13 protein-coding genes are annotated in these 16,115 nt (G+C 68.8%); 3 read left to right on the forward strand and 10 right to left on the reverse strand.

The genetic code is table 11. The features are described 5' to 3' along the window. Positions 1 to 37: 37 nt before the first annotated feature. The gene (locus C6P61_RS07560) at positions 38 to 1,393 is read left to right on the forward strand and encodes an MFS transporter (RefSeq protein WP_105729322.1); all 1,356 of its coding nucleotides are present in this window, start codon (positions 38 to 40) and stop codon (positions 1,391 to 1,393) included. An 18-nt stretch (positions 1,394 to 1,411) separates the two neighbouring features. Here C6P61_RS07560 and C6P61_RS07565 read toward each other — a convergent pair whose 3' ends face one another. Both C6P61_RS07565 and C6P61_RS07570 read right to left on the reverse strand, forming a co-directional pair. Then, a complete protein-coding gene (locus C6P61_RS07565; RefSeq protein WP_105729323.1) occupies positions 1,412 to 4,225 on the reverse strand; it encodes an AMP-binding protein in 2,814 nt (937 codons plus the stop codon). A gap of 42 nt (positions 4,226 to 4,267) precedes the next feature. Further along, positions 4,268 to 5,689 (reverse strand): aminotransferase-like domain-containing protein, encoded by a 1,422-nt coding sequence (locus tag C6P61_RS07570; RefSeq protein ID WP_105729324.1) that lies wholly within the window; start codon positions 5,687 to 5,689, stop codon positions 4,268 to 4,270. A gap of 92 nt (positions 5,690 to 5,781) precedes the next feature. On the opposite strand from C6P61_RS07570, the gene ccoG reads away from it, so the two are divergent. Then, on the forward strand, positions 5,782 to 7,179 hold the full coding sequence (gene ccoG / locus C6P61_RS07575) for a cytochrome c oxidase accessory protein CcoG (protein WP_105729325.1): 1,398 nt from the start codon (positions 5,782 to 5,784) through the stop codon (positions 7,177 to 7,179). Between the two features lie 36 nt (positions 7,180 to 7,215). Here ccoG and C6P61_RS07580 read toward each other — a convergent pair whose 3' ends face one another. The 3 genes from C6P61_RS07580 to C6P61_RS07590 all read right to left on the reverse strand — a co-directional run bounded on the left by C6P61_RS07580 (position 7,216) and on the right by C6P61_RS07590 (position 10,912). Continuing rightward, the gene (locus tag C6P61_RS07580; protein WP_105729326.1) at positions 7,216 to 9,915 is read right to left on the reverse strand and encodes a cation-translocating P-type ATPase; all 2,700 of its coding nucleotides are present in this window, start codon (positions 9,913 to 9,915) and stop codon (positions 7,216 to 7,218) included. A 92-nt stretch (positions 9,916 to 10,007) separates the two neighbouring features. After that, the gene (locus C6P61_RS07585; RefSeq protein WP_105729327.1) at positions 10,008 to 10,487 is read right to left on the reverse strand and encodes a hypothetical protein; all 480 of its coding nucleotides are present in this window, start codon (positions 10,485 to 10,487) and stop codon (positions 10,008 to 10,010) included. Next, positions 10,484 to 10,912 carry an ankyrin repeat domain-containing protein gene (locus C6P61_RS07590; protein WP_146114992.1) on the reverse strand — a complete coding sequence of 143 codons (429 nt, stop codon included), beginning with the start codon at positions 10,910 to 10,912 and terminating at the stop codon, positions 10,484 to 10,486. The genes C6P61_RS07585 and C6P61_RS07590 overlap by 4 nt, the downstream gene beginning before the upstream one ends. 147 nt (positions 10,913 to 11,059) lie before the next feature. On the opposite strand from C6P61_RS07590, the gene C6P61_RS07595 reads away from it, so the two are divergent. Next, on the forward strand, positions 11,060 to 11,797 hold the full coding sequence (locus C6P61_RS07595) for a sulfite exporter TauE/SafE family protein (RefSeq protein ID WP_425319737.1): 738 nt from the start codon (positions 11,060 to 11,062) through the stop codon (positions 11,795 to 11,797). Between the two features lie 151 nt (positions 11,798 to 11,948). On the opposite strand, the gene C6P61_RS07600 is transcribed toward C6P61_RS07595, so the two are convergent. The 5 genes from C6P61_RS07600 to C6P61_RS07620 all read right to left on the reverse strand — a co-directional run. Beyond that, the gene (locus C6P61_RS07600; protein WP_146114993.1) at positions 11,949 to 12,662 is read right to left on the reverse strand and encodes a hypothetical protein; all 714 of its coding nucleotides are present in this window, start codon (positions 12,660 to 12,662) and stop codon (positions 11,949 to 11,951) included. Between the two features lie 126 nt (positions 12,663 to 12,788). Further along, entirely contained in the window at positions 12,789 to 13,019 is a 231-nt protein-coding gene (locus tag C6P61_RS07605; protein ID WP_105729330.1) for a hypothetical protein, read from the reverse strand. A gap of 33 nt (positions 13,020 to 13,052) precedes the next feature. Further along, on the reverse strand, positions 13,053 to 14,417 hold the full coding sequence (locus C6P61_RS07610) for a nicotinate phosphoribosyltransferase (RefSeq protein ID WP_105729331.1): 1,365 nt from the start codon (positions 14,415 to 14,417) through the stop codon (positions 13,053 to 13,055). Beyond that, positions 14,414 to 15,031, reverse strand: a complete 618-nt coding sequence (locus C6P61_RS07615; protein WP_105729332.1) for a nicotinamidase — start codon at positions 15,029 to 15,031, stop codon at positions 14,414 to 14,416. The genes C6P61_RS07610 and C6P61_RS07615 overlap by 4 nt, the downstream gene beginning before the upstream one ends. A 95-nt stretch (positions 15,032 to 15,126) precedes the next feature. After that, positions 15,127 to 16,115, reverse strand: a 989-nt coding sequence (locus tag C6P61_RS07620; RefSeq protein WP_146114994.1) for an HAD-IC family P-type ATPase, incomplete at its 5' end; no start/stop codon positions are given.

Consider the following 16,115-nt stretch of genomic DNA (forward strand, 5'->3'; position numbering starts at 1 on the left):
CGGCTGGCTGTCGCAGCGCGGGGCTAACATCGCCCCCATGTCCGACCTCCACCGCCCCGACATCCCGCCCTCCTCCGCTGCGGCTACCGCTGCCACCGCCACTGCTACCCGGCAGGCTGCGAGCACCGGCCCGCTGCGCCCCGGCGTGCGCAAGCGCGAAGCCTGGGCCTGGGCCATGTACGACTTCGCCAACTCGGGCTACACCACGGTCGTGATCACGGCGGTGTTCAACGCCTATTTCGTCTCGGTGGTGGCGGGCGGTGCGCCCTGGGCCACCTTCGCCTGGACTGCTGCGCTGTCGCTGTCCTACGCGCTGATCCTGCTGAGCGCGCCGCTGCTCGGTGCCTGGGCCGACACGCACGCGGGCAAGAAGCGGCTGCTGGCCTGGACCACGCTGGGCTGCGTGCTCGGCACCGTCGGGCTGGCGCTGGCCGGTCCGGGGGCGGTCGCGCTGGCGCTGGCCTTTGTCGTGCTGTCGAATTTCTGCTTCGGCAGCGGCGAGAACCTGATCGCTGCCTTCCTGCCCGAGCTCGCCGAGCCCGACAGCCTGGGCCAGGTCTCGGGCTGGGGCTGGGGCCTGGGCTATGTCGGCGGACTGGTCAGCCTGGGCGCCTGCCTGGGCTACATCACCTGGGCCCAGGCCAATGGTCAGGGTGCCGCGCACTTCGTTCCGATCTGCATGCTGATCACGGCCGCGCTGTTTGCGCTGGCGTCGCTGCCGACCTTCCTGCTGCTGCGCGAGCGCGCGACGCCGCAGCCCCAGAGCACCGAATCGGCCTGGAGCCGGGTGCTGGCCACGCTGCGCCAGGCCGGCCGCTACCGCGACATGCGCCGCTTCATGCTCTGCATCGTGTTCTACCAGGCTGGCATCCAGGCCGTGATCGCGCTGGCGGCAATCTATGCCGAGCAGGCGATGGGCTTTTCCACCGCCGACACGATCCAGCTGATCTTCCTGGTCAACATCACGGCTGCGCTCGGCGCGCTGGCCTTCGGGCGCTGGCAGGACCGCATCGGCCATGTGCGCGCGATCGCGCTGACGCTGGTCGGCTGGATCGTCATGGTGCTGCTGGCCTGGTCGGCGCAGGGGCCGACGCCGTTCTGGATCGCGGCCAATATCGCTGGCCTGTGCCTGGGCGCCAGCCAGTCGGCCGCGCGCGCGCTGGTCGGCTATCTGGCACCCGAGAGCCGGCATGGCGAGTTCTTCGGCCTCTGGGGGCTGGCAGTCAAGCTGTCGTCGATCCTCGGACCGCTGACCTATGGCGCGGTGAGCTGGCTCAGCGGCGGCGACCACCGGCTGGCGATCCTGGCGACTGGCAGCTATTTCGTGATCGGGCTGGCGCTGCTGGCGGGCGTGAATGCCGAACGCGGCCGGCGCGCGGCGTTGGGGGGCTGAGGCTGAGGCTCAGGCCGGTCAGCGCTGCAAGTCAGGTTCACCGCAGCCGGCCAGGATCGTGGCGCGTGCGGCATCGCGCAACACCAGCGCCCGTTCCCATTCGCTGCCTGGCAGCGGGCCAGGGTCCAGCACCGGACCGAGCGTGACGCGCACCGTTCCGCGCCTGGGCAGCCAGTGGCCGTCACGCAGCCGGTCACGGGTGCCGGCCAGCGCCACCGGCTGTAGTGCCAGGCCGGCGCGTGCCGCCGTGACAAAGGCGCCCATGTGGAACGGTCGCAGCCCCGGCGCGCGCGTGAAGGTCCCTTCGGGGAAAACCGCGAGCCGGTGGCCATGTTGCGCCGCCTCGGACAGTCGCTCGGCGTCGGCCAGGCCCTGCTGCAGGTCGAAGCGTTCGACGAACTCGCAGCCGAGCTTTTGCAGCAAGACGCGCGACCAGAAGTTGCGGATCAGCTCGCGCTTGGCGACGAAGCGCCAGCCCGGCGCCGGCAGCGCGGCGATCAGCACCAGGCCATCGAGGTAGCTGGCGTGGTTCGCGACCAGCAGCCTGGCATTGGCTGTAGCTGGCCCGGACTGGTCGACGATTTCGTGCTTGATGCCGGCCAGCGCCAGCCATAGCCGGGCCGCGTGGTGCAGCAGCCGCCAGGCCGAAGCGGGTTGGCGTGTCAGCGCGACCCCGAGCCAGACCGGCAGCGCGAGCAGGCTGAAGGCCGTAACAGCCCAGGCGCCAGCCAGCCGCTCGCTAACCAGCGTGACCAGCCGCCTGAACCTGGGCAGCGCGCCTGCCAGGAAGACCCGCGCCAGTTGCAGCCAGGCCGCGCGCGGCTTGGCTTCTGACAGGCCCTGTTCGAACAGCGCCCGGCTGGCGGCGCGCCTCACCTTGCCGCTCGAGGTCTTGAGCACGATACGCTGCGCGGACAGCCAGATCTCGTCGGCCGGCAGCCCGAGCAGTTCGACCACCTGGTCCTGGATCGCCTGGCGCAAGGCGGCCAGCGCGGCGGCTTCGGTGAGTCGGGTCTCGGCGGCGACGACCAGCCGCTCGGTGCCGCTGGCCGGGTCGGGGCTGCCGAAGACTGCGACGCAGCCGGGGCGCACGCCGGCAATCCGGCCCACGGCCTCCTCGACCTCCTGCGGGTAGATGTTGCGGCCGGCCTTGATCACGATGTCCTTAGAACGGCCAGTCAGGTAAAGCTCGCCGCCCGCCAGATAGGCGTAGTCGCCGGTGTCGAGCCAGCCGTCGCAGAACAGCTGGGCGTTGGCCTGTGGGTTGCGCCAGTAGCCGGCGGTTGCCGACGGGCCGCGGAACTGCAGCCGGCCCTCGCGCCGTTCGGGCAGCTCGGCGCCGCTGGCGTCGACCACGCGCAGTTCGTAGCCCGGCAGCGGCTGGCCGCAGGCGACGAAGCGCAGCGGGTTCGGGTCGTCGGGCGCGGCCGGGATCGCCTGGCCCAGGGTCGAGAACGCCGCCCGCTCGATGCGGTCGACCTGCAGCCCGCGCTGCGGCGTGAACGCGAGCCCGACCGCGCATTCGGCCAGGCCGTAGACCGGCGCCAGCGCCTGTCCGTCGAGTCCGCAGGCGGCAAAGCGCGCCGCGAAGCGCTCCATCGTGCCGGGGTTGACCGGCTCGGCGCCGTTGAACGCGATGCGCCAGCCAGACAGGTCGAGCTTGCTGAGCAGTTCTTCGGGTACGCGGCGCAGGCAGAGTTCGTAGGCAAAGTTGGGCGCGCCCGACAGCGTGCCGCGGTAGTCGTGGATCGCCTGCAGCCAGCGTTGCGGCGCCGCCAGGAAACGCAGCGGCGACATCACGACGAAGGGAATCGCGTAGACCAGGCAGGACAGCCAGGCGCAGATCAGCCCCATGTCGTGATACAGCGGCAGCCAGCTCACGAACACATCGTCCGGCCCGACCTGGGCGGCGCGTGCCATCGCGCGGATGTTGGCCAGCAGCTGGGCGTGGGTCAGCGTCACGCCCTTGGGGTTGCCGGTGCTGCCCGAGGTGTACTGCAGCAGCGCGAGGTCCTTGCCAGCTGCCGGCTCCTCGGTCGGGCTGGCGCTGCAGGCCAGCAGATCGTCGGCCAGCACCACGCCGCGCAGTCCAGCCACCAGTCCGCGCAGCAGCCCGGCCGGCAAGGCGACCTCGCCGCTGGCGATCAGCAACCGGGCACCGGCGTTGTCGAGGATGGCCGCGTGGCGCCGCAGATGGTCCTCGAGCTGGGACGGCCGCGCCGGCGGGTAGATCGGCACTGGCACCGCACCAGCCAGCAATATGCCGAGAAAACAGGGGAAGAATGCCAGCCCGGTCGGCAGCATCAGCGCGACCGCATCGCCGGGCACGATGTCGCGTGCCTGCAAGCCGGCCGCGACGGCGCGGGACCGCTGCAGCAGTTCGCCGTAGCCCAGGCGCTGTTCGGCGCCGTCCTCATCGAGCAGGATCAGGTGAAGGCGCTCGGGCTGCTTCTGGGCATGCCAAGCCAGCACCTCGGTCAGTGTCGCCAGCAGGTCGGGGGCCGGTTCGCCTGTTCCCGTTACGCCCGTCGCCAGCATAGGCGCGGATTCAGGCACTGGCAGGGCCTGGCTGTCCGCCGTCGCCAGCGCGCGCAGGAAGTCGCGCGGCGTCTGCGCCTCGCCGATCAGCCGCTGCGGCAACCGCACGCCAAAGGCCGCCTCGATCCGGACCAGCAGTTCGGCGCGTGCCAGGCTGTCGAGCTCGGCATCGCGTTCGAGCTCGCTATTCAGCGTCAGCGCCGGTACCGGCTGGCCCGGCCGCAGCTCGCGGCACAGCCCGGCGATCAGCTCCAGCAGGCGTTCGGTATCTGGCTTCATCGCAGCGTCGATCATGAGGCCAGGCCCTTGGTGGGTCAACGGCGGCCAATGGCTCGGCTAACGGCTGGCCGCAGCAGCCAGCCCAGCCGCCAGCCGGCCGATCACGGGCAATGCCGCCGCCAGCCGGGCCAGGTCCGGATGGCCGTAGTTCAGCCGCAGGTGATGGCTGAACCGTTGGTCGGCCGAGAACAGATGGCCCGGGGCCACGCTGATGCCTTGCTCCAGCGCCAGCTGCTGCAGGCGCAGGGCATCGACCGCAGGCGGCAGCTCGGCCCAGAGAAAGTAGCCTCCCTCGGGCCGCGTCACCCGGGTTCCGGGCGGGAAATGCTCGGCGATCAGCCGCAAGGCCAGGGCCTGTCGTTCGGCCAGCGTCTGCCGCATCTGGCGCAGATGGCGGTCGAAGCCACCGCTCTGCAGGAAGTCCGCCAGCGCCAGCTGCGAGGGAATGGCGGTCGACAGGGTGCTCATCAGCTTCAGGCGCTGCACCTGGGGCGCGAAGCGGCCGGCCGCCACCCAGCCGACGCGATAGCCGGGCGCCAGGTTCTTCGAGAACGAGCTGCAATGCATGACCCAGCCCTGGCGGTCGTAGGCCTTGGCCGGCAAGGGGCGCTGCAGACCGAAGTAGAGCTCGCCATAGACATCGTCCTCGATCAGCGGCACCCGATGCTGCGCCAGCAGTTCCACCAGCGCCTGCCGGTTCTGCTGTGGCATCAGGCTGCCGAGCGGATTCTGGAAGCTCGGCATGAACCAGCAGGCCTTGACCGGATGACGCCGCAGCACCTCGGCCAGCGAGTCCAGCTCGATCCCGTGACGCGGATGGGTCGCGACTTCGACCGCCCGCAGGTTCAGCCGCTCGAGCGCCTGCAGCGCCGCGTAGAAGGTCGGCGACTCGACCGCGACCACGTCGCCAGGAGCAGTGACTGCCTGCAGGCACAGGTTGAGCGCCTCCATGGCGCCGTTCGTGATCACCAGTTCATGCGCGGCTATGCCTAGGCCCTCGATGCCATAGCGCAGCGTGATCTGGCGCCGCAGCTGCTCGTCGCCGATCGTCAGGTATTCGGTCAGCCGCTCGGGCGGTAGGCGGCGCATGGCCGGGGTCAGGCCGCGCGCGAGCTTTTCGAGCGGGAACAGCAGCGGCGACGGAAAGGCCGAACCCAGCGGTGCCAGCTCGGGGTTGCGGGTCGACCCCAGCACCTCGAACACCAGATCGCTGATCTCGACCACGGCCGACTGCGCTACGGGCCGCGCGGTGCCCGGCTCGCTGCTCGGCTGGGAGGCATTGACGTAATAGCCGGATCGGGCGCGGGCCTGGATCAGTCCGCGCGCCTCCAGCAGGTAATAGGCCTCGAACACCGTCGAGGCGCTGATCTGACGGTTGCGCCGCGCCTGGCGCACCGAGGGCAGGCGGTCGCCCGGGCGCAGCACCTGGGCCCGGATCAGGTCGGCGATTTCTTCGGCGTAGCGCTCGTACAGCTTCATGTTGCAACTGATACGGTGATTTTTCAGGAAACTGGATCTTACCGATCAGATGCCAGAGCGGCACAGTGAGGCTTTTCCCAGCCGTTCGCCCCATGTCCCAGTTTCCGACCCTACAGCCCGCCCCCATCAAGATCCATGTCCGAGCCAGCAGCGGGCGCTTCAGCCGATGGCGTTGGGCCATGGTCTGGCTGACCCAGCTGCTGTTCTACGGCCTGCCCTGGCTGAACTGGAACGATCGCCAGGCCGTGCTGTTCGACCTCGATGCGCGTCGCTTCTACCTGTTCAAGCTGGCGCTTTATCCGCAGGATTTCATCTACCTGGCGGTGCTGCTGGTGATTTGCGCCCTCGGGCTGTTCTTCGTGACGGCGGTGGCCGGACGGGTCTGGTGCGGTTTTTCCTGCCCGCAAACGGTCTACACCGCGATCTACCTCTGGGTCGAGCGCCGCTTCGAAGGCGATCGGAGTGCCCGCATGCGGCTCGATGCCGCGCCCTGGACCGCGGCCAAGCTGGCACGCAAGGCCGGCAAGCAGGCGACCTGGATCGCGATCGGCCTCTGGACCGGCTTCACCTTCGTCGGCTACTTCACGCCGATCCAGACCCTCGGCGGCCTCGTGCTCAGCCTGGACACCGGGCCCTGGGAGACCTTCTGGATCGGCTTCTACGGCCTGGCCACCTACGGCAATGCCGGCTACCTGCGCGAGCAGGTCTGCAAGCACATGTGCCCCTACGGCCGCTTCCAGAGCGTGATGTTCGACCGCGACACGCTGATCATCGGCTACGACAGCGCCCGGGGCGAACCCCGCGGCTCGCGTGCGCGCGCTAGCGATGCCCAGGCGGCCGGCCTCGGCGACTGCATCAACTGCACGATGTGCGTCCAGGTCTGCCCGACCGGCATCGACATCCGGGACGGCTTGCAGAGCGACTGCATCGGCTGCGCCGCCTGCATCGACGCCTGCGACGAGGTGATGGACAAGATCGGCAGCCCGCGCGGGCTGATCCGCTACTCGTCGCAGACCGGCCTTGAGCAGGGCTGGGGCCGGGACCGGGTGCTGCAGCGGGCGCTGCGGCCGCGCGTGCTGGTCTATGGCGCCTTGCTGCTGGCCATCAGCACGGCTTTCGTGACCGGCCTGCTCCAGCGCAGTCCGTTCCGCGTCGATGTGATGCGGGATCGGGGCGTGCTGGCGCGGATGGTCGAGCAAGGCGCGATCGAGAACGCCTATCGCCTGCAGATCATGAACAGCCAGGAAAGCGTGCAGCGCTACCGGATCGGCGTCACCGGACCAGAAGGCCTGACGCTGGCCGCCGCGCCCAGCATCGAACTCGGACCGATGGAGGAGCGCACCGTCACCGCGACCGTGCGCCTGGCCGGGCAGCAGGCCGCACCGCTGGCGGGCCAGGCCCTGGCCATCCATTTCGCGGTCGAGCAGCTCAGTGGCGACCAGGCGGGCCACCAGGTGCTCGAGAAGAGCAGCTTCCTGGTGCCAAGGTGAGGTGAGCTGGGCCGGCAACGGCCGCCGACCCAGCGTTCAGTCGCGGGAACCCCCGGCCTGCTGTCGCGGGCGCCAGCGCCTGAACAGCCACTTGCGGCCCTCCTCGGCCAGCCCGACCAGGACCGCCAGCGCCCCGATCAGCCACCAGAGCGCTGGGTCGAACCCCGCCGTCGAGAACAGCCACTGACCCGGCGGGCTGTAGACGATCAGCAGCAGCAACGCGATTTCGACCCCGACCCCGAGCCACAGCAGCCGGTTGCTGCGCAGGCTGAACGACCAGGCCGGCGCGCTCGGATGGCGGCAGACGAACACGTTGACGACCTGGGCCGCAACGATCGCCGCCAGGCAGGCGGTCGTCGCCTGCAGGTAGAGCGGTTCGTGGGCGCCCAGCGCCGCGCCCCACTGCCAGCGTCCCTGCTGCAGCACAAGGAAGAAGACGAACAGCGAAATCACCGCCTGCATCGGCCCGAGCCAGAGGTAGGCGCGTGCCAGTACCCCCCAGGACAGCAGGCGCTCAGCTGCGGGGCGCGGCGGTCGCTGCATCACGGCTGCATCGGGCCGTTCGGCACCCAGCGCCAGTGCCGGCAGCAAGTCGGTGCCGAGGTCGACCGCCAGCATCTGGATGATGGTCAGCGGCAGCGGCACGCCCAGCAGCACATAGACCAGATAGGGCACCAGCTCCGGGATGTTGGAAGTCAGGATGTAGGTCAGGAACTTGCGCAGGTTCTCGAACACCGCCCGCCCCTCCTCGATCGCATTGACGATGCTGGCGAAATGGTCGTCGAGCAGGATCATGTCGGCAGCCGACTTGGCGACATCGGTGCCCGACAGCCCCATCGCGATGCCGATATGGGCCGACTTGAGCGCTGGCGCGTCGTTGACGCCGTCGCCGGTCACCGCGACGATCTCGCCCTTGTGCTTGAGGGCATTGACCACCAGCGCCTTCTGCTCGGCGCTGACGCGGGCGAACAGCAGTTCAGGGCTTTCGAGCAGTGTCTGCAGCTGCGCGGCCGCCATGCCACGCAGCGACTCGCCCAGGATGACGCGCGGGTGCTCGCTGCGCACCAGCCCGATCTCGCGCGCGATCGCCACCGCGGTGTGCGGGTGATCGCCGGTCACCATGATGACGCGGATGCCGGCCGCCTGGCAGCGCCCGATCGCCTCGGCCACGCCGGGGCGCGGCGGATCGTGCAGGCCGATCAGGCCGGACAGCGTCAGGCCCTGCTCGGCAGGCGGCGCGTCAGGGTCCAGCCGCTTGCAGGCGAAGGCCAGCACGCGCAAGCCGCGGTCCGCCATCGCCTGCTGGGCCTGCTCGAAGGCCAGCCGGTCGCTCTCGGCCAGCGGACAGACCTGGCCCTCATGTTCCAGGCAGTCGCACAGCGGCAGCACCACCTCGGGCGCGCCCTTGCAAAAGAGCCAGCGTTGGCCATCAAGCTCGACCGTCACCGACATGCGGCGCCGGTCGGCATCGAAGGCGATCATCCCGAGCAGCTTCAGGTCCGAGCAATCCAGCGCGCGGCGGCCGAACTCGGCCAGGGCCAGCTCCATCGGATCGCCCTGCCAGACCGCCTGGCCCTCGCGCTGGCCCACCTTGAGGCTGTGACACAGCGCCGCGTTGCGCAGCAACTGCCGTTCGGCCGGCCCGCTGCTGGCAGACGCCGCGTCCTGGACCCGGCCGTCGAGGTAGAACTGCCGCACCGTCATGCGGTTCTGCGTGATGGTCCCGGTCTTGTCGGTGCAGATCACCGTCGTCGCGCCCAGCGTCTCGACCGCGGGCAGATGCCGGATCAGTGCGTGGCGGCGCGCCATGCGCTGGGTCGCCATCGCCAGCGACAGCGTCACCGTGGGCATCAGCCCCTCGGGCACGTTGGCGACGATGATGCCGATCGCGAACATCAGGCTGGCCCAGAACGGCAGTTCCAGCGCCAGGCCCACGCCGAAGAAGACCAGGCCCAGTCCCGACGCCAGCAGCGCGACCAGGCGCGACAGGCGACGGATTTCCTCCTGCAGATGGGATTCCGACTTGCTCGCGGTCTGCGTCAGCCGGGCGATCTGGCCGAACTCGGTCTGCATGCCGGTGGCAAACACGACCGCCCGCCCTTCACCCGACACCAGCGCGGTGCCGGCCAGCAGCAGGTTGCGCCGCTCAAGCACCAGGTCGTGCTCGGGATCGGCAGCGGCGCTGCGGGCCTGCGGCAGCGACTCGCCGGTCAGGGTCGAGGCATCGACGCGCAGGTCTTGCGCCGTCAGCAGCCGGCAGTCCGCCGGCACGTTGTCGCCGGCCTCCAGCAGGATCACGTCACCGGGCACGAGTTGGGCGCTGGCCAGCGTGAGCATCTGACCGTCGCGCATGACCTTGACCTGCTGCGGCAGCAATTCGCGCAAGGCGTCGATCGCGCGCCCGGCCCGATGTTCCTGCCAGTAGGCAAACAGGCCGTTGACCAGGATCACGGCCAGGATCGCGATCCCGAGCTGCCACATGCCCTGGCCGGGGCTGCGGGTCTCGGCGAACAGCGCCAGGCCGGCTGCGATCCACAGGATGATGGCGAAGAAATGGGTGAACTCGCGCAGCAGCCGGCGCCAGCGGGCTTCCTGCGCGATCTCGGCCAGCCGGTTCGGGCCATATTCCTGCAGCCGGTGCCCGGCCTGGGCCGAGGTCAGCCCCAGCTCGGAACTGCCCAGGCTGCGCAATGCCTCGGCAATCGACTGCTCGGCGACATGCCTGTCATCCGTCATTTCCTGCCCGCCTCCCTGCAGCCTGGGCTGCCGTCAGCCGCTGCAATCAGGATGATGCGGCCAGACTCGCGGTTTGTCCAAGCCCGCGCGCTTCAGCGCGGGCGCTCGAAGCCGGATTCGATCCAGGCCTGCGCGCTGCCCGCGTTGAGCTTGAAGGCCGGCGACACCGGCACCCGGGCCAGTTCCTCGCCAAACTCGTTCTCGGCGCTCAGGCTGGCAGTCGCGCCTTCCTCGTCGGGCCGGATCGCCAGCAGCACCTTGATCCGCTGTCCCTGCAGCGTGACGCTGACGTTCTTGTTGAGCTGGGCATGGAGCTGCTGCTCGTGGCGCCTGATCACCTCGCTGGCGGTCTTGACCAGGGTGTTGAAGGCGGCGCTATCGAGCGGCTTGGGGTTCTTCTTGTCGCGCCCCATGGTCCAGGGGCCGACCAGCGCGGGCTCGTCCTGGCCGCGCAGCAGCATCGCCACCGCCCAGCCGTCGTCGTCCTCGTTCTTGATCACGCGCGCGGTCCAGCGACCGTCACTCCACAGGCGCGGTTCCTGGATCGCTTCCGGGCTGTCGTCGTCGCTCATGGGGCCCCCGGTGTGCGTGGCTTGCCGCTGATCCGATCCCAGTCCTTGAAGGTCTGCTGCAGCCGGTTCTTCGAATTCGGGTGGCCGTTGCGGAACACATGGGTCAGCCGCTTGCGCATGGCCTCGTCGGGCGCCGGCGCGGCCAGCAGCTTGAGCTGGTCGATCACCAGCATCACGACCTGGAAGCTCTCGGAATCGGTGGCCAGTTCCAGCAGGCCGCGTCCCTTCTCGGTCCGGTCCAGCATGTTGGCACCCTGCTCGATCATGTACTTGACCAGGCCGGCCTTGCCCTGCTGGCAGGCCCAGTGCAGCGGCACCAGGCCGTCAGCCAGGCGAGCGTTGAAGTCGGCGCCAGGCGCGAGCAGCTCGGGCGCCAGTGGCCACTCCGAGGCCTTGATCATTTGCTGGATTTTCCAATCACTCATCGGGTCTATGTTTCTGTGCGGACAGGGTTTGAAAATCTGGCGGACGCGCAGTCTCTCACAAAGCCGTGTGGCAGTCGCCATTCCCGCGCGCCTTCCCGTTGCCATGATGCCGCTATGCTCACGGTTTGTCCAAGTTCCGCGCGCACCATGCTGATCACCATCGTCTTCCTTGCCGGTCTCTGGGCCGGATTGCAGAACACCCTCGCCGGCGGCGGCTCCTTCGTCACCCTGCCGGCGCTGATGCTGACCGGCATGTCGCCGCTGGCGGCCAACATCACCTCGACGCTGGCGCTGTTCCCGGCCCAGGTCAGCACCGGATTGGCCGGGCGCAAGCTCGCCAGCGGCGCCGGCCAGCTGTCGTTCAAGGCGCTGTTCTGGATCAGTCTGGCCGGAGGCGCGCTCGGCGGCCTGCTGCTGCTCAACACGCCGTCCTCGGTCTTCGCGCGGTTGGTGCCCTGGCTGGTGCTGTTCGCGACTTCTGTCTTCGCCTGGGGCAATTTCCTGCGCAAGCCATCGGCACCGGGTACGCATCTCGGGCCACTGCCTGCCGCGCTGATGCAGTTCCTGATCGCGATCTATGGCGGCTACTTCGGCGGCGGCATCGGCTTCCTGATGCTCGCCGCGCTCACCATGGCCGGCCTGGCGGCACGTAACGCGGCCGCGACCAAGAACCTGCTGGCCGGCGTGATCAACGCCTCGGCGGTGGCGCTGTTCGTGCTGTCGCCCGAAGCGCATTGGCGCGAGGCGCTGGTGCTCGGCGCGGGCGCCGTACTCGGCGGCATGGCCGGTTCCTGGGCCTTGCACCGCATCAACGAAAAGCTGCTGCGCGTGCTGGTGGTCTGCATCGGCATCCTGCTGACGATCGGGCTGTTCCTGCGCGGCTGAACTCCGGCTGTGCTCCACCACGCCATCATCCGGGGACGACATTGACCCCGAGCGGAAATTGCCGGCCCGAAGAATCGGACATTCCGTAGCATTCAGAATAACTGGCCGATGCGGGTTTTTGCGCAGCTCTGCTGCGCTTGGTGTTGGCCCGTCACTCGATGGCCTCTGCAAAGGATTGCCCGTAGCGCAACTGATGGAGCTGCTGATAGACAGCAGCCCTTCCGACTCTTTCGACCCAGTTGGCAACCAGCACACGCGCCTTGGCGTAGTGGCTGATGATCACCTGTTCGCCGCCACTGAAGAACGATGAGAATGAGGTCAAATGGCGCACCTCGTCCAACCCATGCGCATCTTCTGCGGCGAGTAGGTATTTGGGCCGGAAATCGACTTGCATGGCAAGTCCTTCATCGAACCAGGTCGGTATTTTCATGAAGCGGCTCCAGAACCCGGCACGTTCGTGGATCTCGGCATGCATCAACTCGTGTGCAACCACATCAATGCTCTGCCCTGCCGGACCGATCATCACACAAGTATGCGGCCCGATGAATTGGGTGCTGCCAAATGCATTTAGCTTGAAGGGACCGAATCCATCCGGACGGCTGAAGTACACAAGAACAGGCTTGGCCTTCGGCTCGCCAAACGTATTCGCGATCCGTTCCCGAGACTCAAGGGTCAGCCGCACATAACGCTCTTGCTCATCGGGAGACGGGCTGTCAGTGAGCGAGCCATCAGGAAGCACATGAAGGCCTGCAACCCCAACAAACATGCATGCAGTCGGACCCGGGAGCGCGTGGACTGACGTAAAACCAAACGCCAGCGACGACGCAATGGCCACGACCATAAGCCTTCGCATTTTTGGTGACATTTTGTGAGGGGTAACAGTTAACAGGCGATCAAGTGCTTGAACATATCGCATGTTTGCTGAAATTGGATGTCGGTTTTGCCGTCATGTGCTGGATGGACCGCATTTGGCAGGCAGCCGACGCCGGCTTCAGCCGCCGACTGACTGGAAACGGCGCAGCTGCTCGATCGCGGTCCTGATCGTGGCATCTGACAGCTGGGGCTGCGGCCTGAGCTTGGCTTCCAGCCGCGCGAGATCGATGCCCTGCAGCGCATCGAGCGCTTGCGGGCTGTGGCTCAGCACGAGCTGCAGCGCGATTTCATGCGCCAGCAGACAGCCGTGGATGCAGTTGATCTGGTGTTCAATTTCTTCCTGGTCCATGGACAACAAGTCTCGCACAGACTGAATCGGTGCTCAGTGCGGCTGCCGGTCCAGGCTGGCGGCGAGCTGTTGCAGCGGGTCCGAAATCGCCACCGGATAGGCCTGCGCCGCTGCGACGGCATCAAGTCCGCGCAACGGTGCGGGCAAGGCGGCCAGCTGCGCCGCCGCATGTGCGCGCAGCGCGTCCAGCGGTTCGGGCGGCGCGAGGCGACGACCCGCGCGCATGACCGGCTGCAGCAGCGCCAGTCCACCGGCCGGCGCGGCCTCGTCGGCCAGCGCCACCAGATCGCGTTCGAGGCGTCCGTCCGGCCCGCTGCAGCGCCAGACCTGCTTGGCACCGGGCCAGGTCGCCTTGCCCTCGGAGCGCTTGCGCCGTGGCTTGCCCGCATAGCTCTGCAGCTTGTAGACCGCGTCGAGCGCTGGCGCGTCGGCCGAGGTGCTCAGCGCGGTGCCGACGCCGAAGCCGTCGATCGGCGCGCTGGCCTGCAACAGCTGGCGCAAGCGCCATTCGTCGAGGTTGCCGCTCGCGAAGATGCTGATCTCCTGCAGGCCGCCCTGGTCGAATATCGTCCGCACCAGACGCGCGTGCGCGGCGAGGTCGCCGCTGTCGAGCCGCACCGACGCGATGCGCGCGCCACGCCGCTCCAGCGCTGGCGCGAGCGCAACGATCTTGCGTGCGGCGGCCTCGGTGTCGTAGGTGTCGATCAGCAGCATCAGCGGCCCGCGCAGTCCGGTCAGCGAATCCGCATAGGCCCGGAAGGCCTGCACCTCGAGCTCATGGACCTCGATGTAGGAATGCGCCATGGTGCCAAACACCGGGATGCCGTAATGCTGGCCAGCCAGCACGGTCGCGCTGCCGGCAAAACCGGCCAGATAGCTCGAGCGCGCTGCGACCAGTCCGGCCTCCGCGCCATGTGCGCGCCGCAGCCCGAAATCGACCAGCAGACGGTCGGGCGCGGCGAGCCGGCAGCGCGCGGCCTTGCTCGCGACCAGCGTGGCGTAATGGATCAGGTTCAGCAGCCGGCTCTCGACCAGCTGCGCCTGCGCGATCGGTGCCTGCACCCGCAACACCGGTTCGTTGGCAAAGAAGACCGTGCCTTCGCGCATCGCGTGCACCTCGCCCGTGAAGCGCAGTTCGCTGAGCCAGTCGAGAAAATCGGTCCGGAACCGGCCCGTGGCGCGCAGCCAGTCGAGTTCGCCGGAGTCGAAGCTCAGCTGCTCCAGGAAGGCCAGTGCCTGTTCGATGCCGGCGAGCAGCAGGAAGTTGCGCTGCTCCGGCAGCGCACGCACGAACAGCTCGAACACCGCGCTGCCGTCCAGGCCCTCGTCGTGATAGGCCTGCAGCATCGTGAGCTGGTAGAGGTCGGTCAGCAGCGCACTGTCTGCCGCCTGTTTCATGCGCCCTGCCCCGCAAGCTGCTCGTAGCCGATGATGCGGGCACCAGCCTGTCGCATGAGCTGCAAGGCGCGCTCGCCGTCACCCGGCTCGAGCTCGACCGCCCGCACCGCATCGCCCAGCAGCAAGACCTCGAAGCCTTCGCGCAGCGCGTCGAGCACGGTGGCCTGGACGCAGTAGTCGGTCGCCAGGCCGCCGACGAACAGCCTGCTGATGCCCTGGCGGTGCAGGCTGGCCGCGAGCCCGGTGCCCTCGAAACCCGAATAGGCTTCCGCCTCGGGTTCGGTCGCCTTCGAGAAGATCTGCGTCGAAACGGGCAGTTGCAGCTCCGGAGCGAATTCCGCACCGGGCGTTCCGGCCACGCCATGCGGCGGCCAGGGCCCGCCCCGGCTGCTAAACGAGACATGATCCGGCGGATGCCAGTCGCGCGTGCAGCAGATCGCCAAGCCCAGGGACGCGAATCGGTCGAGGTAGCGCGCCAGCACCGGAACGACCCGGTCGCCATCCGGCACCGCGAGCGCACCACCCGGCAGGAAGTCGCGCTGCAAGTCGACCAACAGCAGCGCGTCGCCGGCCCGCAGCCGCAAGGCGCCGGACCCATCCGGTGTTTCACTCATCGCATCGTTCCTCCCTGCTGTCCAGGGATTTTGCGGTGCAAAGAAGCTGCCGGCAACCGCCAACCCGACCGGCTGGCAGCAAAACAACAGCCGGCTCAGGCCTCGGGCTGCCAGCGCTTGAGCAGCAGCGCGTTGCCGACCACGCTGACCGAACTCAGCGCCATCGCGGCACCCGCGAACACCGGGTCCAGATAGCCCAGTGCCGCCAGCGGAATCCCCGCCACGTTGTAGGCAAAGGCCCAGAACAGGTTCTGCCGGATCTTGCTGACCGTGCGGCGCGAGATGTCGAGCGCCGCCGCCACCAGCCGCGGATCACCGCGCATCAGCGTGATGCCGGCCGCATGCATCGCGACGTCCGAGCCGCCGCGCGTCGAGGCCATCGCGATTCCGACATCGGCGGCGGCCAGCGCGGGCGCGTCGTTGACGCCGTCGCCGACCATCGCCACCTGATGACCGCCCTGCTTGAGCGCAACGATGCGCGCGGCCTTGTCGCCGGGCAGCACCTCGGCCAGCACCTCGCCGGCATCGGGGTTGAGCCCGAGCCGGCGCGCCATCGCCTCGGCCGCGCCCCGGTTGTCGCCCGAGATCATCGACAGCCGAAGGCCGCGCGCGCGCAAGCGGGCGACCGCGATCTGCGCACCGGGCTTGGGCAGGTCGGCAAAGGCGAACAGGGCCAGCGGCGCAAAGCGGCCGTCAGGCAGCTGCAGCGCGAGCGCCGAGACGGTCGCACCCTCGGCCTGCAAGGCCTCGGCCCGAGCGCCAAGCTCGCCCAGCCCGGCACCGAGTTCTTCCATCCAGCGCAGGCTGCCCAGGTGCAAATGGGCCTGCTGCACCAGGCCATGGCTGCCGCGTCCCGGCACCGACTGCACCTCCTGGGCCGTCAATGCCTGTGCCTCAGGCACGGCCTCGGCCGCCAGCACCACCGCCCGCGCCAGCGGATGCGCGCTCTGGCGCTGCAGCGCGGCGGCTGCCTGCAAGGCACCGGCCTCGTCCACGCCGGGCGCGGCCACCCACGCGCTCAGCGTGGGCTCGCCCAGGGTCAATGTGCCGGTCTTGTCGAAGGCAACCGTATCGATGCGGCAGG

It is taken from the genome of Malikia spinosa (genome assembly GCF_002980625.1).
Taxonomy (GTDB): Bacteria; Pseudomonadota; Gammaproteobacteria; order Burkholderiales; family Burkholderiaceae_C; genus Malikia; species Malikia spinosa.